Annotated in this window: 26 protein-coding genes; 12 read left to right on the forward strand and 14 right to left on the reverse strand. The window is 43.7% G+C overall.

Annotation, left to right across the window (positions count from 1 at the left end):
* The first annotated feature begins 42 nt into the window (after window positions 1–42).
* Window positions 43–1,500 carry an adenylate/guanylate cyclase domain-containing protein gene (locus tag FTU54_RS10970; protein ID WP_218949095.1) on the forward strand — a complete coding sequence of 486 codons (1,458 nt, stop codon included), beginning with the start codon at window positions 43–45 and terminating at the stop codon, window positions 1,498–1,500.
* Window positions 1,501–1,595: 95 nt separating this feature from the next.
* Here FTU54_RS10970 and fdx read toward each other — a convergent pair whose 3' ends face one another.
* From fdx to FTU54_RS11010, 8 genes are all read right to left on the reverse strand, one after another.
* Window positions 1,596–1,934, reverse strand: a complete 339-nt coding sequence (gene fdx, locus FTU54_RS10975) for an ISC system 2Fe-2S type ferredoxin (protein ID WP_005178469.1) — start codon at window positions 1,932–1,934, stop codon at window positions 1,596–1,598.
* A gap of 15 nt (window positions 1,935–1,949) precedes the next feature.
* Window positions 1,950–3,809, reverse strand: a complete 1,860-nt coding sequence (gene hscA / locus FTU54_RS10980) for a Fe-S protein assembly chaperone HscA (RefSeq protein ID WP_163170183.1) — start codon at window positions 3,807–3,809, stop codon at window positions 1,950–1,952.
* Window positions 3,810–3,848: 39 nt separating this feature from the next.
* Window positions 3,849–4,364, reverse strand: a complete 516-nt coding sequence (hscB, locus tag FTU54_RS10985) for a Fe-S protein assembly co-chaperone HscB (protein WP_016659013.1) — start codon at window positions 4,362–4,364, stop codon at window positions 3,849–3,851.
* Window positions 4,365–4,468: 104 nt separating this feature from the next.
* A complete protein-coding gene (gene iscA, locus FTU54_RS10990; RefSeq protein WP_005178462.1) occupies window positions 4,469–4,789 on the reverse strand; it encodes an iron-sulfur cluster assembly protein IscA in 321 nt (106 codons plus the stop codon).
* A 37-nt stretch (window positions 4,790–4,826) separates the two neighbouring features.
* Window positions 4,827–5,213 carry a Fe-S cluster assembly scaffold IscU gene (iscU, locus tag FTU54_RS10995; protein ID WP_005178460.1) on the reverse strand — a complete coding sequence of 129 codons (387 nt, stop codon included), beginning with the start codon at window positions 5,211–5,213 and terminating at the stop codon, window positions 4,827–4,829.
* 102 nt (window positions 5,214–5,315) lie between these two features.
* Window positions 5,316–6,533, reverse strand: coding sequence for an IscS subfamily cysteine desulfurase (locus FTU54_RS11000; RefSeq protein ID WP_005178458.1), 1,218 nt, complete (start codon window positions 6,531–6,533; stop codon window positions 5,316–5,318).
* A gap of 1 nt (window position 6,534) precedes the next feature.
* Complete coding sequence (locus FTU54_RS11005) at window positions 6,535–7,008, reverse strand: Rrf2 family transcriptional regulator (RefSeq protein ID WP_005178455.1); 474 nt, start codon at window positions 7,006–7,008, stop codon at window positions 6,535–6,537.
* A gap of 111 nt (window positions 7,009–7,119) precedes the next feature.
* Window positions 7,120–7,767: a hypothetical protein gene (locus tag FTU54_RS11010; RefSeq protein WP_160241254.1), complete on the reverse strand. Its 648-nt coding sequence runs from the start codon at window positions 7,765–7,767 to the stop codon at window positions 7,120–7,122.
* A gap of 186 nt (window positions 7,768–7,953) precedes the next feature.
* Between FTU54_RS11010 and FTU54_RS11015 the strand changes: the two genes are divergently transcribed.
* From FTU54_RS11015 to FTU54_RS11025, 3 genes are all read left to right on the forward strand, one after another.
* Window positions 7,954–8,421 carry a phasin family protein gene (locus tag FTU54_RS11015; RefSeq protein ID WP_005178447.1) on the forward strand — a complete coding sequence of 156 codons (468 nt, stop codon included), beginning with the start codon at window positions 7,954–7,956 and terminating at the stop codon, window positions 8,419–8,421.
* Window positions 8,422–8,590: 169 nt separating this feature from the next.
* Window positions 8,591–8,863 carry an HU family DNA-binding protein gene (locus FTU54_RS11020; protein ID WP_005178445.1) on the forward strand — a complete coding sequence of 91 codons (273 nt, stop codon included), beginning with the start codon at window positions 8,591–8,593 and terminating at the stop codon, window positions 8,861–8,863.
* A 129-nt stretch (window positions 8,864–8,992) separates the two neighbouring features.
* Window positions 8,993–10,864, forward strand: a complete 1,872-nt coding sequence (locus FTU54_RS11025; RefSeq protein ID WP_168399949.1) for a SurA N-terminal domain-containing protein — start codon at window positions 8,993–8,995, stop codon at window positions 10,862–10,864.
* A 69-nt stretch (window positions 10,865–10,933) separates the two neighbouring features.
* Here the strand turns inward: FTU54_RS11025 and FTU54_RS11030 are convergent, their stop codons facing one another.
* The gene (locus tag FTU54_RS11030) at window positions 10,934–11,806 is read right to left on the reverse strand and encodes a DUF2797 domain-containing protein (RefSeq protein ID WP_075174536.1); all 873 of its coding nucleotides are present in this window, start codon (window positions 11,804–11,806) and stop codon (window positions 10,934–10,936) included.
* Between the two features lie 35 nt (window positions 11,807–11,841).
* Between FTU54_RS11030 and FTU54_RS11035 the strand changes: the two genes are divergently transcribed.
* Together FTU54_RS11035 and FTU54_RS11040 are read left to right on the forward strand one after the other, a co-directional pair.
* A complete protein-coding gene (locus tag FTU54_RS11035) occupies window positions 11,842–12,312 on the forward strand; it encodes a DUF6231 family protein (protein WP_005178437.1) in 471 nt (156 codons plus the stop codon).
* 107 nt (window positions 12,313–12,419) lie between these two features.
* Window positions 12,420–13,031, forward strand: a complete 612-nt coding sequence (locus tag FTU54_RS11040) for a YidB family protein (RefSeq protein ID WP_180074754.1) — start codon at window positions 12,420–12,422, stop codon at window positions 13,029–13,031.
* Window positions 13,032–13,140: 109 nt separating this feature from the next.
* Here FTU54_RS11040 and FTU54_RS11045 read toward each other — a convergent pair whose 3' ends face one another.
* The 5 genes from FTU54_RS11045 to FTU54_RS11065 all read right to left on the reverse strand — a co-directional run bounded on the left by FTU54_RS11045 (window position 13,141) and on the right by FTU54_RS11065 (window position 17,318).
* Window positions 13,141–14,202 carry a porin gene (locus FTU54_RS11045; protein ID WP_180074755.1) on the reverse strand — a complete coding sequence of 354 codons (1,062 nt, stop codon included), beginning with the start codon at window positions 14,200–14,202 and terminating at the stop codon, window positions 13,141–13,143.
* A 347-nt stretch (window positions 14,203–14,549) separates the two neighbouring features.
* Window positions 14,550–14,963: an HIT family protein gene (locus tag FTU54_RS11050; protein ID WP_075167966.1), complete on the reverse strand. Its 414-nt coding sequence runs from the start codon at window positions 14,961–14,963 to the stop codon at window positions 14,550–14,552.
* A gap of 27 nt (window positions 14,964–14,990) precedes the next feature.
* On the reverse strand, window positions 14,991–15,260 hold the full coding sequence (locus FTU54_RS11055; RefSeq protein ID WP_045795400.1) for a YARHG domain-containing protein: 270 nt from the start codon (window positions 15,258–15,260) through the stop codon (window positions 14,991–14,993).
* A gap of 82 nt (window positions 15,261–15,342) precedes the next feature.
* On the reverse strand, window positions 15,343–16,215 hold the full coding sequence (locus FTU54_RS11060) for an NAD(P)-dependent oxidoreductase (RefSeq protein ID WP_160241257.1): 873 nt from the start codon (window positions 16,213–16,215) through the stop codon (window positions 15,343–15,345).
* A complete protein-coding gene (locus tag FTU54_RS11065) occupies window positions 16,212–17,318 on the reverse strand; it encodes an alpha/beta fold hydrolase (RefSeq protein ID WP_180074756.1) in 1,107 nt (368 codons plus the stop codon). Before FTU54_RS11065 ends, FTU54_RS11060 begins: the two co-directional genes overlap by 4 nt.
* A 137-nt stretch (window positions 17,319–17,455) precedes the next feature.
* Here FTU54_RS11065 and FTU54_RS11070 point away from each other — a divergent pair, with 137 nt between their 5' ends.
* The 6 genes from FTU54_RS11070 (at window position 17,456) to FTU54_RS11095 (ending at window position 21,868) form a co-directional block, all read left to right on the forward strand.
* Window positions 17,456–18,643 carry an O-succinylhomoserine sulfhydrylase gene (locus FTU54_RS11070; protein ID WP_005178426.1) on the forward strand — a complete coding sequence of 396 codons (1,188 nt, stop codon included), beginning with the start codon at window positions 17,456–17,458 and terminating at the stop codon, window positions 18,641–18,643.
* A gap of 80 nt (window positions 18,644–18,723) precedes the next feature.
* Window positions 18,724–19,053 carry a YbaB/EbfC family nucleoid-associated protein gene (locus FTU54_RS11075; RefSeq protein WP_005178423.1) on the forward strand — a complete coding sequence of 110 codons (330 nt, stop codon included), beginning with the start codon at window positions 18,724–18,726 and terminating at the stop codon, window positions 19,051–19,053.
* Between the two features lie 12 nt (window positions 19,054–19,065).
* A complete protein-coding gene (gene recR, locus FTU54_RS11080; RefSeq protein WP_005178420.1) occupies window positions 19,066–19,662 on the forward strand; it encodes a recombination mediator RecR in 597 nt (198 codons plus the stop codon).
* A gap of 220 nt (window positions 19,663–19,882) precedes the next feature.
* Window positions 19,883–21,025 (forward strand): HRDC domain-containing protein, encoded by a 1,143-nt coding sequence (locus tag FTU54_RS11085; protein ID WP_104472778.1) that lies wholly within the window; start codon window positions 19,883–19,885, stop codon window positions 21,023–21,025.
* Between the two features lie 129 nt (window positions 21,026–21,154).
* Complete coding sequence (locus FTU54_RS11090; protein ID WP_005178417.1) at window positions 21,155–21,463, forward strand: YcgL domain-containing protein; 309 nt, start codon at window positions 21,155–21,157, stop codon at window positions 21,461–21,463.
* Window positions 21,464–21,484: 21 nt separating this feature from the next.
* The gene (locus FTU54_RS11095; RefSeq protein ID WP_005178416.1) at window positions 21,485–21,868 is read left to right on the forward strand and encodes a hypothetical protein; all 384 of its coding nucleotides are present in this window, start codon (window positions 21,485–21,487) and stop codon (window positions 21,866–21,868) included.
* Window positions 21,869–21,890 lie beyond the last annotated feature (22 nt).

Raw genomic sequence — 21,890 nt, forward strand, 5'->3', positions numbered from 1 at the left:
ATCCGCTAAGGAGAGTAGAGTACGGTGTCACTAGGTTATTGGATGGATCGAGATCCTACACAATTTGATTACCTGCATCGGGTTATGGGCTATGCCAGTTTATCGCTGATCCTGATTGTCTATCATTACACCTATCCAGACACCCAGTACCAAATTTATATTCCGGTTTTATTGGCATTTTTGCTGTTTATTACCCCGAAACTGTCGCGCTGGCTACAATCTAAATATAACTATCAGATTAAAAGAAATATCTTATTTATTATAGATATTATGATTGTGGCCATCTGTCTGTCGGCCGTGCATTTAAATCTGGTCCTGACCTTTGCGGCTATTTTTGCCTTGCTGTATACCGCCATTAACGTCAAAGTGTCGTTCTTTTTGGTGTCGCTGGCGGCTTTATTTGCAGCGTCGGTATTCTATCTGTGCAATATTTTCGTATTTGGCTTTGGTGAATATTTTGAATACACCACCAATGAGCTGACTATTCTGGCCTTCCTGTGCATGATCGTGTATTTCGGGATGGGCAGTGTTTATCAGACCCGCCGGATTCGTGCCTCTAACCATAAGCGTGAGCATTATTATCAGCAAATGAACCGCTATATGGAGTTTGCCAACCAGTTGAGCCGTTATGCGCCGCTTCAGCTCTGGCATTCGATCATGAAAGGCGAGTCAGAAGCCAAAATTGAATATAAACGTAAAAAACTCACCATTTTCTTTTCCGATATTCAGGGCTTTACCGAGCTGTCTGAAACCCTGATTCCAGACGATTTAGCCTACCTGCTGAATGATTATTTGAGTCATATGACTGAAATTGCCAAGCAGTATGAAGCCACCGTCGATAAGTTTATGGGGGATGCCATCCTGATTTTCTTTGGTGATCCAAGCAGTCAGGGTGTAGAAAATGATGCCAAGACCTGCGTTGAAATGGCCATTGCCATGCGCCAGCAAATGAAACTGCTGCGTGAACGCTGGATTAAAATGGGCTATCCGCCGTTACATATCCGCATGGGCATCAGTACCGGTTATTGCCACGTGGGTAACTATGGTGCGGCGCATCGGATGGCCTATACCATTGTCGGCCGCGATGCCAATCTGGCAGCGCGTTTGCAAAGCGCAGCCGAAGTTGATGAAATCCTGCTGTCAGATGATACCTATCAACTGGTGAAAAATGATTATCTGTGTGCGCCGAAAGCGCCAATTTTCCTGAAAGGTATTCAGGGTCCGGTGAAAACCTGGCAGGTCATGGAAAAATATGCGGCCAGAAAATCCGATTATCAGCGCTGGTTTGACTATGAATACAAAGGTTTTCATCTGTTGCTGAATCTGGATGAAGTGCAAAACTTTGAATATCCGGAAATGATTGGTGTGCTGGAAAAAATGATTAAACGGATTCAGACCCAGCAAAAACTGACCAACTCGCAGGGTATTGTGAAATTAAAACTGGAAGATGAAGTGATTGAAGAAGTCGAGGTTAATCGACCAGATCGGGAATTTCATTAACTTATAAAGATAGATGATCTGCTTGATCGAAGATTGTTGAGTGTTCTATCAAGTCAAAAAAACCACGCCGGAGCGTGGTTTTTCTGTTTTAAGTCTTAGTGATTTTCAGAAGCATGGTTAATGGTGTATTTTGGAATTTCAACTTCCAGATCTTCATCAACCACCTGTACCTGACATGATAAACGTGAGTCAGGTTCTAGACCCCAAGCACGATCTAACAGATCAGCTTCGACATCATTCATTTCTTCCAGGCTGTCAAAACCGCGGCGTACCACCACGTGACAGGTGGTGCAGGCACATGACATATCGCAGGCATGTTCAATTTTAATGCCGTTTTTTAACAGGCTTTCGCACAGGTTGGCATTTTGTTCAACTTCAAACTCAGCACCTTCTGGGCAGAATTGCGCATGTGGAAGTACTTTAATACGTGGCATAGTCTTTACCTTAAATTAGTTTGAGTTTGACCAGTCATCGAGCTTGGTGCCTTTAAGAGCAGCATCAATATGCTGGTTCATGCGAAGCGCAGCAAAAGCATCACTGTGTATTTTAAGCTGTTCAATAGCCTGTTCAATAGCCTGAATATCGGTTGTTTCAAGCTGGCTGTACAAATGGGTTTTCGCACCATTCAATGCGTCCAGTTGTTCTGTGCTCAATAGCTGTGCATCAACTTTTAACGCCTGCTCCAGAGCTTCCAGTTCACGCTGTGCTTCGACCTTGGTTTCCTGTAAATGACGCAGGTGTTTGTCTTCTTCTGCGTATTTGAAACCGTCAAGCAGTAAACGTTCGGTATCTTCGCTCGATAAACCATAAGACGGTTTAATGTCGATGTGCGCAGAGACGCCAGAAGTCGTTTCTTTGGCAGAAACACTAAGCAGGCCATCGGCATCGACCTGAAAGGTCACTTCAATACGCGCCTGACCGGCAGTCATTGGTGGAATACCATGCAGGACAAAACGGCCTAAACTACGGCAATGCTCAACCAGATCACGTTCACCTTGCACCACATGAATCAGCATGGCGGTTTGTCCATCCTGATAAGTGGTGAATTCCTGACGACGCGCGACTGGAATTGCAGTATTACGTGAAATTAAACGCTCGACCAGACCGCCCATGGTTTCCAGACCTAAAGACAGTGGGGTAACATCTAAAAGTAATGAACCATCTTTGGTATTACCAATCAGCTGATTGGCCGTAATAGAGGCGCCAATTGCAACCACTTCATCCGGGTTAATAGTACACAGCGGTTCTTGGTTAAATACCTCACGGACAGCTTTTTGCACGGCATAGGAGCGGGTAGAGCCGCCAACCAGTACTACGTTTTGAATATCGGTCAGTTCCAGTTTGGCATCGCGCAGTACGCGTTTGCAGACACTAATAGTCTTGTCTAACGCCACCTGAATAATGCTTTCAAAAGTCGCACGATCCAGTGTCAGTGTTTGGTCTAACAGTTGCAGTTCTACCGATTCCGCATCCGATAGCGCTTCTTTGGCCTGACGCGCTGCGACCACAAAGTGGGCATATTCAGTATCATTTAAGCTGGCAATATTCAGCTGTTTTTTCGCCCATTTGACAATTAAACGATCCAGATCATCACCACCTAATGCAGTGTGACCACCGGTCGCCAGTACTTCAAATACGCCTTGCGAGAAACGTAAAATTGATACGTCAAAGGTACCGCCGCCTAAGTCATAAATCACATAGTTGCGATCGGTGCTTAAATTGCTGTCCTGATCCAGACCATAGGCCACTGCAGCAGCAGTCGGTTCATTAAGTAAGCGCAGCACATTCAGGCCAGCCAGTTGAGCTGCATCACGTGTGGCTTGACGCTGAGCTTCATCAAAATAGGCCGGAACAGTAATTACTGCGCCATTGACCGGATTTTTCAGGCTGTCTTCAGCACGGTCTTTCAGCTGTTTTAAAATTTCAGCCGAGATTTCTACCGGTGTTTTACGACCTTGTGCAGTTTCAAAAGCCGGCATTTCATTGGCTTCACCCACTAAATCGTAAGGGTGCTGAAACTTGATGTCTGCCTTGGAGCGACCCATAAATCGTTTCACTGAAACAATGGTATTTTTCGGATCGCTGGTGATAAACGGTTTGGCATCATTGCCATATTGCGTGGTATTTTCGGCATAATGAACAATTGAGGGAAGTAACACACGACCTTGTTCATCATGAAGGACTTTGGCTTGCGCCGAAAGAACAGTGGCCACCAGTGAATGTGTGGTGCCTAAATCAATTCCAATCGCAATGCGATGTTCATGCGGTGCGCTTGATTGTCCTGGTTCTGCAATTTGCAAGAGCGCCATTGTGTTACATCCTTTGCACGTTAATTTGAAAAAATAAAATTAAAAATCGTCATCTAGGTCAAAGCTGTCGTCGTCGAGGAAACGATCTTCAGCCTTGTCAATATCGGTCATGACTTTCTGGAAGAAACGCAATTTACGTACTGTATCGCGTGCTTCGCCCCAGTCTTCATCTGCATAATCAATTTTAAATTCGCGAACCAGACCATCAATCCATTGCTGGACTTCGGTTTTCAGGGAAGCCAGTTCATCGGCAGAGCGGGCATCATCCAGCTGCTCACGAATTTCCAGGGCAGACTGTAAAAACTCGAAATCACTGATCGACTGATCCAGATGATAATCCTGTTTTTTTAAGCTCAGTAAATAACCTGCGCGGCTGTCAACCTGAGATAAAACTTTATACGCCTGGTTGATTTCGCTGGACTGAATCAGGGCCTGGTCTTTATCTTCGGCTTTATCGGGGTGATATTGTTGCTGTAACTTTAAAAATTCTGCTTTTAAAGTAGCCAAATCAATATCGAGTGCTACAGGCAGGTTAAACAGCTCAAAATGATTCATGGGAGAGATAATCCGCGATTGATTGCAAAAAAGGACTGCATAAATGCGATTAAAACAGTGTACAAGACACTGTTTTAATCTGCAAAAGAAGGGAAGGTCGGGAGTTAAACCGTGAAGGATTCACCACAACCACATTCACCTTTTTTATTCGGGTTATTGAATTCGAAGCCTTCATTCAAGCCGTTTTTGACATAGTCCATCTCTAAACCTTCAAGATAGACCAAACTTTTCGGGTCAACGAATACTTTTACACCGTGCTGTTCAAATACCTGATCGTATGCATTGACGTCATCAACAAACTCAAGCACATAGGCCAGACCCGAACAGCCGGAAGTTTTCACACCAACGCGAATACCTTCACCCTTACCGCGATTCTTTAAGTAATTGCTGATATGAGTTGCAGCATTTTCAGTTAAATGGATCATGAAAACTCCGTTAATCTGTCTTTAAAACGAGAAACAATTAAGCTTTTTGCTGTTTGGTACGATAGTCTTCAACAGCCGCTTTAATCGCGTCTTCTGCAAGTACAGAGCAGTGTACTTTAACTGGTGGTAAAGCCAGTTCGTTTGCAATATCAATGTTTTTGATGGCTTGAGCTTCGTCCAAAGTTTTACCTTTTAACCACTCAGTTACTAGTGAGCTTGATGCAATTGCCGAACCACAGCCATAGGTTTTAAAGCGTGCTTCTTCAATTACACCGTCGTTATTCACTTGAATCTGTAAACGCATCACGTCGCCACATGCTGGTGCACCGACCATGCCTGTACCTACGTTGTCTGCATTTTTGTCTAAAACACCAACGTTGCGTGGGTTTTCGTAATGATCAATTACTTTTTCGCTATATGCCATTTTGCTTCTCCAAACCTCGGGGTCAGCGTTAATATTAATATGGGGTCAATATTCGTTTTATCAATGAGATGAAGCTGAATAAAGCTTCATCTCAGTGTCGAATTAGTGTTCCGCCCACTCAACTGTAGAAAGGTCGATACCTTCCTTATACATATCCCAAAGCGGAGAAAGTTCACGTAATTTCTCAACAGCAGCTTTGGTAATTGATAACACATGATCAATATCTTCTTCAGTGGTGTATTTACCAAAGCTGAAGCGAATTGAACTGTGCGCAAGCTCGTCAGACAGACCTAGCGCACGCAGTACATAAGATGGCTCAAGGGTTGCAGACGTACATGCAGAACCTGAAGACACTGCTGCATCTTTAAGCGCCATCATTAACGATTCACCTTCAACAAAGTTGAAGCTGACGTTTAAATAGTTGGCTACGTTTTGAGTCGGGTGACCGTTCAGGAACACCTGTTCAAGGTCTTGCAGGCCATTCCAGAGTTTGTCACGTAACACGCGTAAACGGGTTTGTTCAGCTTCCAGGTTTTTACCTGCCAGCTCAAATGCTTCGCCCATACCTACGATTTGATGGGTCGCCAGCGTACCAGAACGCATACCGCGCTCATGACCGCCACCGTGCATTTGCGCTTTCAGACGCACACGCGGGCTACGGCGTACAAATAAGGCACCAATGCCTTTAGGGCCATAGATTTTGTGTGCAGAGAAGCTCATTAAATCAACTTTTAAGGTTGAAAGATCAATCTCGACTTTACCCGCAGCCTGTGCAGCATCAACGTGGAAGAAGATTTTGTTGGCACGGGTAATTTCACCAATTGCAGCAACGTCAGTCACGGTACCAATTTCGTTGTTCACCATCATCAGGGAAACAAGAATAGTATCTGGACGAATTGCGTCTTGAACCATTTCCGGGGTAATTAAACCGGTTTGTGGTTGTGGCTCAAGATAGGTAATTTCGAAGCCTTCAGACTCAAGCTCGCGGCAGGTATCTAAAATTGCTTTGTGTTCAATTTTAGAGGTAATGATGTGCTTGCCTTTAGATGCATAGAATTGAGCCACACCTTTTAGGGCAAGGTTGTCAGATTCAGTTGCGCCTGAAGTCCAGACAATTTCACGTGGGTCAGCTTTGATCAAGTTCGCAACTTGTTCACGTGCATATTCCACTTTTTCTTCTGCTTGCCAGCCATAGGCATGTGAACGAGATGCTGCATTACCGAAGGTGCCTTCGAAAGTTAAGCATTCCATCATACGTTCTGCAACTTGAGGGTCTACAGGAGTTGTTGCTGCATAGTCAAGATAGATCGGACGTTTCATGTCAAATACCTGTAACCGATAAAAGGGCTGAATCAAAAGATGCTGAATTTTGGCGAATTGCAACGGCTTGAACGTTGTCACGAGCTACAAGGTCAGCAAGGGTGATTTTTGCAAGATAATCGGCAATATGGTGGGAGAGTTCTTGCCATAAATCATGGGTTAAGCACATTGCACCATTCTGGCAGTTGCCTTTATGGTCACAACGGGTGGCATCAACCGTTTCATTTACAGCTTCAATGATTTCTAATACGGTGATTGTATCGGCACTGCGCGCCAGGTGATAACCACCATTGGCTCCACGAATACTGGAAACCAGGCCGTGACGCTTTAATTTCGCAAATAACTGCTCAAGGTAAGCGACAGAAATAGATTGTCGAGCTGCAATTTCTGCAAGAGTGATCGTTTGTTCAGTTGGCTGCAAAGCTAGATCAAGTAGAGCAGTCACTGCGTAGCGACCGCGAGTGGTTAAGCGCATGATTCGATACACATGGTTGGACTAGATGTGTAGATTCTATGAATCCTGACTAAAATAGTCAAGTTTTTTTATTATTCGGATATTCGATTCAATCGCAGGGAAATTAAGGATTTAAACGATCCATAAATTATACACTAATAACGCAATTAATAGCAGAGTAATTAGACTAAAAGCCAGATTAATTCGCTTTTGGTTGCGTTGCATGCGACGAATGCGGTTTTTATACTGTTTAACTTCTACCTGCAGGGTATTAATGGTCGAGCGTTGCAGGTCAATTTTCTCCAATAAAGGGGCAATCCGGCGTTTAGAAGTTTCCAGTTCCTGCTCGTGTTCAGGATCGGCTAGCCATTGACGCCAGTCCGACAGCACTTTAGGAATACTGAATAAAGTCAGCAGGTCGCGGAACTCATCTTTTAAAGTCGGGTCGCCTTCAATGCGCATGGTACGAATACTGCGACGATTTCCCAAGACAAAAATCTTGATCAAATCCAGCAATGTGGTGCGGACATCTAACTCAACGGCTTTTTCAGGTGCTTTTAGATCAAACAGGATGCCGTGTTCACTAAACTGCACATAGAAGTCAAAATACGGAATATAGCTGTTAATTTTGACCGCAATTTTCTGGTCTACAAATTTTTTGGCCTGAAGTGCAACAACACGATCATATTTCAAGATAAAGCTAAAGATTGTTTCCAGAACAATCATCACCATCGTCAGCAACAAATGTGATTCATTTTGTCTTTGTTGCGATTCATTCATACAATTTAGTCCCTAACCAGATCGAGTCGTGCATATCCAAGCAGTGCATTACCAGGAAGTAATACATAATATTCTTGCTTTGTAGAACAGTTTAACAAAACGTTCAAGTGCTTAATTTGCTATTATAAGAGCATTTTGTTGGTTTATGATATTGAATGGTATACAAAATAAGCAGGAGAAATGCGAATGGATGAAGCAGCAGTAGAATCGCCAGAACCACAAAACGAAAATGAAAAAGCGTCTAAAAACAAAGCAAGAGTACGTTCAGGGCGTAAATCGGCGCTAGATTTTCGCAAATATACCAAACAGATCTGGCTGGCCGGCTTAGGCGCATTTTCCCGTGCTGAAGAAGAAGGCAATAAATTATTTGACTCACTGGTCAAGGTGGGGGAAGAACTGGAATCCAAAACCACCGAAATTGCCGATCAGACCGTAGAAAAAGTTTCTGAAAAGGCCAAAGAATCGGTGGTCGATACCAAAGATAAGGTCGAACGGATGATTGACCATAGTGTTCATCATTCCTTGAACCGTATAGGGCTGGTAACCGTGAAAGATATCCAGCATTTAGAGCAGCTGGTGCTGCAACTGCACAGCAAAGTTGATGCTTTAATTGAAGAAAATAAGCAATTAAAAGAACAACTCTTGAAAAAGTGAAAATCTCGACAGCTTTGGCATTTTTTTGGCAGATTTTTGCAACTTATTTTGTATAAATGCGTCTGGAGAGTATTGCTTTTACCCTCAAAGCATTGCTATAAAGGCATTACGGTAACTTAAACGAAATCTTTGGACCTTAAATAAACGATATTAAGAGGACGTAATCTTCATGAATAAATCAGAATTAATTGATGCAATTGCAGAGAAAGGGGGATTGTCTAAGACTGACGCTGGTAAGGCTTTAGACGCTACAATTGCTTCAATCACTGAAGCGCTGAAAGCAGGCGACACAGTGACTTTAGTGGGCTTCGGTACTTTCAATGTGAAAGAACGTGCTGCTCGTACAGGCCGTAACCCACAAACTGGTGAAACACTTGAGATTAAAGCAAGCAAAGTACCTAGCTTCAAAGCGGGTAAAGGTTTAAAAGATTCTGTAGCTTGATCTTTTAAACAGTATTAAACGCGCCTCCTGGCGCGTTTTTTATTAATAATCAGAGTTTCGGGTTTTAATACATTCATTCGCTGAGGGTTTTCGGTTAAAATCCTGCACAAGTAAAATATTGGAATACTTATGGAATCTTTTCGTAATGTTATTAAGGGCTGGTTGGGCAAGGTTTTGCTCGTTCTGTTTCTGATCCCTTTAGCACTTGTAGGTATTGAAGGATATTTTAGTGGCGGCAATTCTGCCGACTCGGCAAAATCAGTAAATGGGCAACAGGTTTCCAAACAGGAATTAGAAGCCTTATCCAACTCATTAAAACAACAATATCTCAGCTATACACAGGGCGATGAGACCTTGTTGAATCAGGCGTATATTGAAAATAAAGCACTCGATACTCTGATTGCACGCACCTTGCTGTTACAACAGACTGAACATTTGGGTATTTCCTTAAGCGATGCGCAAATTGAGCAGATGATTGCCCAGCAACCAAGCTTTCAGGAAAATGGCCAGTTTTCTGAAGCACTGTATGCCAATTACCTGCGTTCAGTGGGTATGAGCAGTCAGGCTTTAATCCAGAATCTGCGTCAGGATCATGCCCTGAAAATGCTTAGCGCGAGCTTTATGGATCATGCCTTAGTGAGCGAGCTGGATATCCAGCAGATTGCCAATTTACAAACCGAACAGCGTACCTTGCATTTATCCAGCATTAAACTGGATGAATATAAGAAAAATATTCAGGTTTCAGCGCAAGAAATCAGTGATTATTACAATAAACATTCGACCCTGTTTAAGCAGGTCGCCAATGTTGATGTCGACTTTATTGTTCTGACGCCAGCACATATTTCCGCGACTGAAGCTGCAATCACCGATGCAGAATTGCAACAGGCCTATGACAAGTTTGTTGAAGCCCAGCAAAAAAATGCAGCGCGTGAGGTTAAACATATTTTAATTACCACCGATGCACGTGATGATGCAGCTGCCAAAAAACTGGCGGATCAGGTGTATGCTGAAATCCAGCAGGGCACCAGTTTTGCCGCTGCTGCACAGAAATATTCAGAAGACCCGGAATCTAAAGACAAGGGTGGCTTATTTGAGGCTTATGACGTGGGTGCCTTTGGCAATGCCTTTGATCAGGCAGTCACCAGTCTGAAATCAGGTCAGATTTCTCAGCCGGTGAAAACCCAATATGGTTATCATCTAATTCAGGTTGAAACCGATGCAGTTCAGGTGCCTTCTTTTGAAGCGGAAAAAGCCCGTTTAACTGCAGAACTGAAAAAGACCAAACAGCAAAATGCCTTCTCGGATACGGTAAATAGCCTGAATGAGATGGTGGTGGGTAGTGATGCGCTGGATGTGGTATCTCAGGAAGTCAAAGGCACCAAGGTTGAATCGGTAAAAGGCTTTAGTCTGGCCTCTCAGCATCCAGTATTATCTGATCCAAGTGTGAAGGTGAAACTGTTTAATGATGATGTGAAAAACGGCGATCGTAACGCTTCAAGTAACATTCAAATGGCCAATGGTAATGTCGTTTGGGTGAAAGTACGTGAGTATCATGCTGCGGGTGTGCAAACTCTGGCTGAAGCAACACCACGTGTACGCGCCAAACTGATTGAAGAAAAAGCCTTTAATGCAGCCAAAGCCAAAATCCAGAAATCACTGGATGAGTTCAAGACACAACCGGCTGCAGAAGTCTTGGCTCAGCAGCAAATCCGTTTTGAAGATGCTGGTGTATTTACCCGTGCTGAAGGTCGTTTAAAGCGTGAAATTGAGCGTGCTGCATTCAGCTTGATGCCACCGAAGCAAGGAATGTGGTCTGTGACCACGGCAGCTTTGCCCAATGAACTGGTCGTTGTAGCGGTATCGAATGTGAACCGTACCACTTCAAATGCTTTAACGCCTGAACAGTTACAGGAGCTGGCCAAGTTGTATCAACAGCTGCGCGCCCAGCAAGAGCTGGATGACTATACCCAGTATCTGAAAGCTAAAGCAGATATTGAATAAGTCTGACAGTATCAAAAAAACCGGCGCAAGCGCCGGTTTTTTTATTGTGCTCATATTTATGAGGCAGGGTTATTCAGTACGGATAATCAGTTCATAGCCGGTATATTTACGGATATTAATTACGCCAGTATCTAAAATTAAATACTGACCTTTAATCCCGAAAAGTTTGCCGCGAATCACCGGGGTCTTATCCAGATTATGCGATTTAATTTTTTCAGGATACTGCTCCACCGGATAAATAAACTCACGTGGACGTTCCTGCTCCATCAATTCCAGCGTTTCATTAAACTCAAGATTCTGGTTAAATTCTTCACGAATAGTGCTGATTTTAGGTGCAAATTCTTCAATCAGCTGGTCACGGGTCGCAATTAAATCGACCGGTTCAGCTTCACCTTTGAGCAGTTTGCGCCAGTCAGTTTTATCGGCAATCTGCGAACCAAACATGATTTCCAGCTGGCCAGATAAACGACGAGAGCCGACTTTCATAATCGGTAAGGCCTGAGTTGCGCCCTGATCCAGCCAGCGTGTTGGCATTTGGCCAATACGGGTAATTCCGACCTTTAAGCCACTGGAGTTGGCTAGGTACACCACATGCGGTTGGAAGCAGACAGATCGTGCAAATTCTTCTTCGCGGCAAGTGCCTAAATGATAATGACAGGTTTCCGGTTTCATAATACACATGTCACAGGACGCTTTGGTTTTAAAGCATTTAAAGCAGTGACCTTGTGAATAGGATTTTGGAGTTTTGCTGCCGCAAGAAACACAGTAAATATTGCCGGTCCATTCAATTTCTATTTCTTGACCCAAGCGAAAAGGCAGTTCGATTTCTGAGCGATCCAGAATAAATTTATATTCAACATTTGCCCGGTGTGTCTGTTGATCAGTTACACTAAGGTCCTTTAGACCTGCATGCATTTTATGGCAAATGCCTTGTAGTTCCATAAAAAATACTCACTTTCATCATAAGGAATGCAGTCATGGCTGAGATGAATGTCATCACTTCTATGCTAGACGATTTAACCCAGGAGCAGCCAGTTTCTACTGCATTGTGTATTGGTCAACATCTTGAACAATACGATCATCATCAGACAATTCAATGGCAATATTTTAACGTAACTACGCTTTTAAATCTGCCTTTTACCCAGCGTTTTGATTTGGCTTTTGTACTACTCGATACTGAAGAAATGGCAGATTTGAGCAGCGCGCAGAAATCGCAGCTTTTGGTGAAACTGCGTGATTTGCTGGCCAAACGTATGGTGGTGGTGACTAAACGTCAAGATGAACCTTTATTACGTGCCTTGGGCTTTACCCAGCTGATGGATAAAAGCCAGCCGCAGCATGACCTAATGTTGTGGCAATTTAATATTTTGACCTATAAGCATGTACCGGACTGGTTTAATTCCAAATTCTGGGCTAACCCGGAAAACTGGGATAAATATCGCTGGTAATGCTCAGCTTTTCTGCATTTTTTGCAAAAACATAACAATTTCGGATGTTTCAGATGAATGAAGCATCGTATGCTGAGTGAATGTCATTAAAGGAAGAAATAAAAATCATGACAAACTTAAGCAATATTGTGGAAATTTTGGCGAAACAGGCCTTAGGTTCAAATTCTAATCAGCAGCAATCCCAACAAAGTGCTGGGCTAGGCGGTATTCTCGGTTCAGTTCTAGGTCAACTTGGAAATAATCACCAGCAGAGCGCACAAAGCCAGCAAGGCGGTTTGGGTGGGATTTTAGGCTCTGTGCTGGGTCAGTTTGGTGGTTCCAGCCAGGGGCTAGGCAGTGGTTCAAAAACTTCACTTCTAGTTGCGGTATTGCCATTGGTGCTGGCCTGGATTCAAAAGCAGGGTGGTTTGCAAGGTGCACTGGACAAATTAAAAGGCCAAGGCCTGAGCAGCCAGGTGGATGACTGGGTTTCGACTGGGCCGGGCGAGAATGCCAGTGTGAATCCGCAGGAAGTGCAGAACCTGTTTGATGATGAAGAAGTGGAACAGGTGGCACAGCAAACCCATGCCCCTAAACAGGATATTTATGGCGCAATTTCACAGGTGTTGCCACAGATTATTGACTCTTTAACTCCACAGGGGGAGCAGACCAGTAAAACTGAAGCCAATAATGATATTCAGAATGTACTGAATATGGTGTCAGGTTTCCTGAAAAGATAAGCCTGTTTATATGATGAAGCCAGCCTGAGGTTGGCTTTTTTCATCCATAAATCTGGATATAAAAAACACGCCGAAGCGTGTTTTTTTGCTTTTTAGGTAGAGGTTAGACTTAGAAGTCGTAACGGAAACCTAGAGAAAGAGCAGTAGCATTTTCATCAGCTACGCCACTTACGCTATTTGAACGAGCTTCTTTCCATGGTACTAGGTTCGAATTCTTATCATTTAGCATAGTTGCAAGGTTTGCGTATACACGTACAGCCTTATCTAAACGATGTTCAACACCAACTGCTAAAAGTGTAGAGTTTGCATCGTCGGTGTCAACGTCACGGTGGAAGACTTGACCACGTACATAAGTTTTAGGTGCAACTTTATAGTCTGCTGCTACGCCAAATACTTGAGCATCTGGGTTTTCAGCATCGTTATCATGCGTTAAATACTGATATAAACCACCGAAGTTTAATTCAGGTGTGATTTTATATGCAGCTGCAACACGGAAACCATCTCGCTCACCTGCACCAATTGCTGCGTTTTCTTCGTAGCGCTCATAAGCGGCAGCAAAGTCAACTGGACCTTCTTTATAAGTTAAAGCTAGATCGTATGCTTTATTATCCTCAACACCTTCGCCGTTATCATCTTTAGCAATATTTTTATTGCTATGCATTGAAACTGCAGCTAAAACGTTGAATCCACCACCAAATTTTGGTGATTTATATTCAATGGTGTTTTCATTGCGTTCGTCAAACTTCATATCAGCACGGGTTACGTTACGGATATCACCAACCATGTCACCAAAGAAGTTCACTGGACCGCGAGCAACTTTGAATGGGCTGTCAAAACGACCTACACGCGCTTGACCAAAATCACCTTTTAAACCTACAAAGGTATCACGAGTTGCAAATTTAACACCTTTGTCATCTTTTTCGCCGCTAGCAAAGTTAATTTCTTGTTCAACTTGACCAAAAACAGTCATGCCGTTTTCTAATTTTTGTTCAGCTTTGAAGCCTAAACGAGAAGAGTTTGAAGATAGCCCAACTTCGTTGTAGTCTGCACCATCATCAAGATAGTCTAAAGATACGTGTGCACGACCATATACTTTTACATCAGCAGCCATAGCTAATGCTGGTGTAAATAAGGTTGCCCCAACTGCTAATGCGCAAAGCGTTTTTTTCATGTGTAGCTCCAATACAGACTAGTGTTTTTAGTCCTAAACATTGTTCAGAAGTAGGATTGATCTACCCCCGTTCTCTATTGGTGCTAAGTATTCCTTACAAATGCGACAGTAATATTAAGGAAATATTTCAAAAATATTAAAAAGTACAAATCAGATCAAAAACTTACTTTTAATAGCATTGTTATAAAAAGATAAATTTCCAAATCGAGAAAAATTTTTAAAATGAATCACTTAATTGCAAGCGAATTGACACTTTAGTGTCATAAAAATAGGTTTGGCAGAAGTTCTGCTTAAAAAAAATGGAGCAGCCGCTCCATTCATTTTTACATTTCACCGGGGAAAATATTTTAAAGCGCTGCTTTAATCTTTTCAGCCAGTTGCATGATTTTTTCCTGGTCACCCATCTGCGCAGCATGTTTGCCGAGTTGATGTACCGAGGTTGGAATGAGGTGGAAATGAACATGCGGTACAGTTTGTCCCGCAGCAGCGCCAGACAGCTGCATTAATACAATTCCATCTAGCCCTAAGGCTTTTTCCATAGCTTTGGCAACTTTCTGCACCACCTGAATGGTGTAGGCTGCCACTTGTGGATCTAAGTCGAGCAGGGTAACCGCAGGTGATTTCGGGATGACCAGTGTATGACCATCTGCCTGAGGCATGATGTCCATAAACGCAAGAACCTGTTCATCTTCATAGACTTTAATTGCAGGCAGTTCTCCACGCAGGATTCTTGCAAAAATATTTTGATCATCGTAAGCCATGATATTTCCTTTAATCAATGCATTGAATTATTTACAGTTCAATTCTTTCTGACGCGCCTTGATTTCGTCAAGTCGTTGCTGCTCTCTTTCAGAAAATTTTGGCTTGGTGGTATAGCAGTTGTCATTGCCAAACTTGGCTTTGGCTTCAGGATCTTTAAAGCAGAAGCCTTTTGATGCATAAATTACATCATGATCATTTTTCAGCTTTTGACATTCCTGTGCTGAAGCAAAAGCAGTGGTATTTGCCCCAATGAATGTTGCAAGACTGGTCAATAATGCAACAGTGAGCTTATTCATACGAGTTTCCTCTGTAATAACATTGTGGGTAAGCATCTACTCACAATATTAGGTTTTATTCTGATTATTCAATGGCCAGATCTTACTCAATTGTAATCTTGTTCCAGTCCTCATACATTTTAACGGCGCTGGAGAAGTCGCTATCTGGTTCAGCAGTAGCATTGGCAGCCTGAATCAAACTTTGGGCCAGTCCGAGTACCGGTGCTGAAAGTTTTGCATCGCGTACCAAGTCTAAAGCAATTCCGGTGTCTTTGGCCAGTAGCGGCAGGGCAAAGGTTAGTGGAAATGCGCGATTAAGAATACGCTGGGGTAATACCATTTCCGTTACCGCGCTTTTGCCGCTTGAGGCATTAATACAATCCAGCGCTTCGTTTAAGTTTACCCCATGCGCTTTTAAGGTGGTAAATCCTTCGGCAACGGCGCATAAATTCACAGCCATCAACATGTTGTTAATGGCTTTAACAGCAAAACCAGCGCCCGGTTCACCGACATGCTTGATCAGTTGCCCAAAAGCCTGCATTGCGGGTAGGGCTTTTTCAAAAGCTTGCGCATCACCGCCCACCATCACGGTTAAGGTGCCTTTTTCTGCACCGATGGTTTGTCCACTCACAGGTGCATCTAAAAAATCGACCTGTTGTGCTTTGAGCTGCGCAGCCACTTTTTTGGCAGAATCAGGCACACCGCTGGTACAGTCTACCCAGATAGAGCCGGCTTTTAGCGTCAAACCCTCTAACAGATGTTCTACATCCTGGCTGGTCGGCAGGCAGGAAAAAATCACATCGGCCTGTACGGCCTGTTCAAGCTGAACCGCCTGTGTAGCATATTCCGCTGCGTGTTGCTCGGCTTTGGCAAAATTACGGTTCCAGACATAGACTGTATCAAAATGCTGGGGTAAATGTGCGGCCATGCGGTATCCCATAGCGCCCAAACCAATAAATGCAACGGACTGAATCATGCGGTTTCCTTGTGTATTTTTGTTGATCTTTGCTCGAGCCAACGGGTCAGCTTGGGCCAGAATTCATTGGCACTTTTCTGGCTGGACATCAGGCCTAAGTGACCACCCGGAATAAGAGTAAACGTGACATCGGTACTACTTGTCAACTGGCTTAAAGGCTGTGCAGCGGCAGCCGTCACAATCTGGTCGCTTTGCCCGGCCCCGACAAATAAAGAACAGCAAATATTTTTTAGTTCAATATATTCATCCTTCAGGCGGATAATGCCGTTTTTCAGCGGATTTTGCAGCCAGACATTCAGTACCATGTCCTGATTAATCCCGCCCGGATAATCGATCATATTGTTCAGGAAATTCCCCAGCGTGGCATGTTCATGCAGTATTTGCGGATCATGCAGGTTGAGAAACAGCTGGCGCTGACTGTCCAGCCAGCCTTTAGGATCTAGAATTTTAAAACCTAAAGCGTTGATGATGCCGGGTGTATGAATGAAATGTGGGGGAATAGAGCCCTGATGTAAGGCCTGTTTTAATTTGTGATTATGTGAAATCAGCTGGTTGCTGCGTTTAAACAGCTGGCCGATGCGACCGGAAGCATAACTATCTACCGGGCTGCCCAGCACCATCAGGTTTTTCACAATCTGAGGTTGACGATAGGCGGTATACAGCATCACAAAGACGCCGGCCATACTCCAGCCATGTAGGGAAATCTGCTCGCTATGGGAGTGCTGTCGAATCTGCTCAATACAATGCGGAATCGCAGCATTAATAAAGTACATAAAATTTAAATGACGATGGGTATAGTTTAAACGTCCCCAGTCAATCAGGTAGACATCAAAACCGCTATGCTGGAAATGCTTGATTAAAGAGCGATAGGGGTACAAATCATAAATCGCCATATTAATCGCCAGCGGCGCAACAAAGACCAGCGGCTCCTGATAGGCTTTATTGGGTGAAGCGTAATAACGGATTTGTGCGTGTTGGTATTCGCCAATGATCTCATACGGTGTGGTTTGGGAGATCACCAAAGTCTTGCTGTTAAAAAGCCGGGTCGATAAGTTTTTTAACTTCTTGCGTTGATCTGCAAATTTTTTCTGTACTGGGTTCATAGCCTCTATCTGCTTGTCATGACGCTGAGTTGGATGAAGTCTAAGCGATATTTCCATATTTTACCTTGACCTTAAACACCTTGGGCGCTCAAAATGTTGGCAATTCTTATAACGGTAGTCTAAGGGCGAAAATCGAGATGAGCGAACAAGACGAGATCGAATATCAGTTAGATACTTTGGCAATTCGTACTGGTCATGACCGTACCTTCGAGGGTGAGCATAGTGAACCCATCTTTTTAACATCGTCTTTTGTTTGCGAAAGTGCAGCTGATGCAGCCGCCAAATTTTCTGGGCAAATTGAAGGGAATACCTATTCCCGTTATACCAATCCGACTGTCCATACTTTTGAAAAACGCTTAGCAGTGCTCGATGGCGCAGAACGTGCCGTGGCCACCAGTTCAGGTATGGCTGCAGTACATGCAATTACCCTGGCCTATTTAAAAGCCGGCGATCATGTGGTGTGTTCACGCGCGGTATTCGGTTCGATCATTTCATTATTTGAAAAATACGTCATGAAATTTGGCGTAGATGTAACCTTTGTTGATCTGGAAGATTTAGCGGCCTGGCAGCAGGCGATTCGCCCGAATACACGTTTACTGTTTATTGAAACCCCATCTAACCCGTTGGCACAAGTGGGTGATTTGCAAGCGATTGCCGATATTGCCCATGCAGCCAATGCCTTGTTTGCCGTCGACAATACTTTCTGTACCCCGGTTTTACAGCAGCCGATTAAATTTGGTGCGGATTTAATCATTTATTCATCAACCAAATATATTGATGGTCAGGGCCGTGCCTTGGGTGGTGCTGTTGTCGGTAATCATCAGTTATTGGAAGAAATTAATGGCGTGATTCGTACCCTGGGTAACTCGATGAGCCCGTTTAATGCCTGGGTCTTCCTTAAAGGTCTGGAAACCCTGAACCTGCGAATGAAAGCCCACTGTGCTAGTGCACAGAAGCTGGCAGAATGGCTGGATGCCCATCCAAAAGTGGAAACCGTATATTACGCCGGTTTGCCGCAGCATCCGGGGCATGAATTAGCGAAAAAGCAACAAAGCGGTTTTGGCGGTGTTGTATCGTTCGTGGTGAAAGGTGAGCGTGAAGGCGCATGGACCGTCATTGATAACACGCGTTTCTTATCCATTACCAGTAACCTGGGCGATGTAAAATCTACAATTACCCATCCTGCTACCACCTCACATGGCCGTATGTCTGCCGAAGCCAAACAGCAAGCCGGTATTTCAGAGGGTTTAATTCGTGTTTCTGTGGGTCTGGAAGATATTGATGATATTATTCGCGACCTTAGCCGTGGTTTAGACCTGATTTAATTTATAAATTCTGACATCTTTTTGCTGAATTTTCGTGTAGAGTGCTTAGCCAAAGATGTCAGTTTTGTTCGGAGATTTTTATGAACATTAATATGTTAATGCAGCAAGCGCAGCGCATGCAGAAAGAAGTAGAAAACAATATCAAGAAAGCCAAAGAAGAACTGGCACAAACTGAAGTGCATGCCGAAGCGGGCGGTGGTCTGGTCAAAGTAACCATGACCTGCCGTAACGTTGTGAAGCGTATCGAAATCAATCCTGAACTGTTACAAGACGATCCAGACATGATTGAAGACCTGATTGCTGCGGCCATGAATGATGCAGCGCGTCAGGCAGAAACCATTTCTGAAGAACGTATGAAAGCAGCGAATTCTGGTATGGGCTTACCACCAGGTTTGGCAGGCATGTTCTAAGGTAGCGCATCTGTGTTCAGCGATCGTTTTGATCAACTGGTACAAGCCTTGCGTATTTTGCCAAGTGTTGGGCCAAAATCGGCCCAGCGCATGGCCTTGCACCTGATCATGAAAAACCGTGAAGGCGCGCTGGGTCTGGCTTATGCCTTAAATGAGGCGACCACGCATATTCACGAATGTTCCATCTGCCATTCTTTAACCGAAGATGAAGTGTGCAATATCTGCGCATCTTCGGAACGTGATGAAGAATTACTCTGCGTGGTGGAATCACCAGCCGATGTCATGGCAATTGAACAAAGTGGTAGCTTCCGCGGTAAATATCATGTCTTGGGCGGGCATTTATCGCCGCTTGACGGGATTGGCCCGGAAGAAATCGGGATTCCAGCTTTAATTCACCGTTTAAGCTCGGGTCAGGTCAAAGAAGTGATTCTGGCGACCAATGCCACGGTAGAAGGTCAGGCGACGGCGCATTATCTGGTCGAAGCGACCAAGCATTTACCGGTGCAGATGACCCGGATTGCCCAGGGCGTGCCGCAAGGTGGTGAACTGGAATATATCGACAGTCACACTTTAAGTCAGGCTGTCCATAACCGTATGCGCATGAAATAAGTACTCCGGTGCTTATTTCATCAGATTTCAACTTTTTAAATTGGGTCTTAATCAAATATTGAAACTTTAACTAAGATATAAAAAATATAAACTTTTGTTTATCTTGAGCTTAAACTTTAAAAAAAATCAGCAAAATATACCGTAAGTTTTATTTTTTTATAGCTAAATTATATTTATTGGTTAAAATACCCCTTGAGAAACTTTAACGACTCTCTCTGCTATGTTCCAATTTATTCAACAGCAACAAGACTTTGAAAATGTTTTAACATTAATGAGTCAAAACTCTACCTATGGACTGGATACCGAATTCATCAAGGTTGATACCTTATGGCCCAAATTGGGGGTGTTCCAGATTAATGTCGCAGGAAAAGTTTATTTGCTGGATGGAACAACGCTGAATCTTTCGGCGTTCTGGGAAAAAATCTTCCAGGCGCAGCAGAATATTTTCCATGCTTGCGGCGAAGATATTGACCTGATCTATCATTATGCCCAGCAAAAATCACTGAAAAATGTATTTGATACCCAGGTTGGCATGTCCTTTTTGGGCTATGGTCTGCAGGTCAGCTATCAGAATGCTCTAAAGCAGGTGCTAGAGGTCGATATTGACAAAGACCAGACCCGTTCGGACTGGCTGGCGCGACCATTATCACCGGAACAGTTGCAATATGCAGCCAATGATGTGCTGTATTTAATGCAACTGGCAGAAAAAGTACAGCAGGACTTGCAGCAAAAATCGTTACTGAATCTGGTGGTAGAAGACTGCCGTCATTTAACCCAGGAAATTGGGGAAGATACACCGCTAGAGCGTCTGTATCAGGATGTCGGTAATTACCGCCATTCACGCCGTCAGCTTATGCAGTTACAGCAATTGGTGGTCTGGCGTGAACAGATGGTTAAGGCTTTAAACCAGCCACGCAGCTTTATTCTGAAAAATACCACCTTACTGGATCTGGTTGAAAAAAATCCGAAAAATAATTTTCAGCTGTCACACGTGAAGGAGATCCGTCCGAATATTTTACGTGAACATGGCAAAACCATTTTAGACCTGTTGAAATTCCTGCCCGATCCAGAGCACTGGCCGCTGCGCATGGCGCGTCCAATTCGCCATTCTTCCAAAGAGGTGGGACAGCACATTGAGCAGGTGATTCAGCGCGGCGTCAATGAAACCGGTATCCCCAAAGAAGTACTGATGCGGAAAAAATGGCTGAATGCCCTGTATCAGCATGTGGTATTTAAAAATGATGAGCAGGATTTACCAAGCTATTTATTGGGCTGGCGTTATGATCTGCTGACCAAGCCGCTGATTGAAGTGCTGCATCAAGATCAGCAGTATTTATCCAATCATATGAAAGTGATGGATTAAAAAAACAGCAAACTGCTGCCAGAATTATGATTTGTACACAATCACGACTGATGCGTTAATAATCACTAATGTATCCGTCTTTTTTTTGATGTATGCTTTGGCCTGAGTTAAACGAGTATTGTGCTGAATATGTTCTGTTCAATTTATAAATCGAGCAAAAAAGATGAAATGTATCTTTATGTCGCTCGTATTGAAAGCCAAGATGATCAAGCAGAAGCGGCAGATCCGCTTGAAGTGGTACCGGAAGTACTGCGTACTGCATTTGGTCGTGCAACGTTTGTTATGGATTTAGAATTGCATGAAAACCGTAAACTCGCGCGGGCCAATATTCTGCATGTCATGGATTCGATTCAAACCAAAGGCTTCTTTATTCAAATGCCGCCAGAAGGTTTAATTAATCCGAATGCGGTTGAGCCAGAAGGCTTACGCGGTGCCTAAGTTAAATTCAGGAGTTGAGTGATGGAAAATTTAATGACTTTTTTAGAATCAATTCCTGAAAATACCATTGCCGTTACGGTCTATCTATTGGGTAGCCTGATTATTTTATGGTGCTGGTATGAAATTGCCAAACGTCTGCCTCATCCACTTGGCGGCGTAAGCTGGATTGTGGTCTTTGCCATCTTGCTGACCCCTACCATTTCCGAAGGGCATAATGCAGGTATTGCACCGGCCACCTTTGGTTTGCTGTTTGGTGTATTAACCAAGGAAATGCCGTTGGTCTGGTCCAATTTATCTGCCATTCTGGTGGTGATTGGCTTAGGACTGGTGGTTGGTTATTTCTGGTCTAAATATAGCCAGCGTAAAGCAGGTCTTGCTGCCAAGAACAACAGCGCAGCGCTTTAATTACAAAAATAAGTTTAAATTG

The organism is Acinetobacter sp. YH12116 (genome assembly GCF_013418895.1).
GTDB classification, from domain to species: Bacteria; Pseudomonadota; Gammaproteobacteria; order Pseudomonadales; family Moraxellaceae; genus Acinetobacter; species Acinetobacter indicus.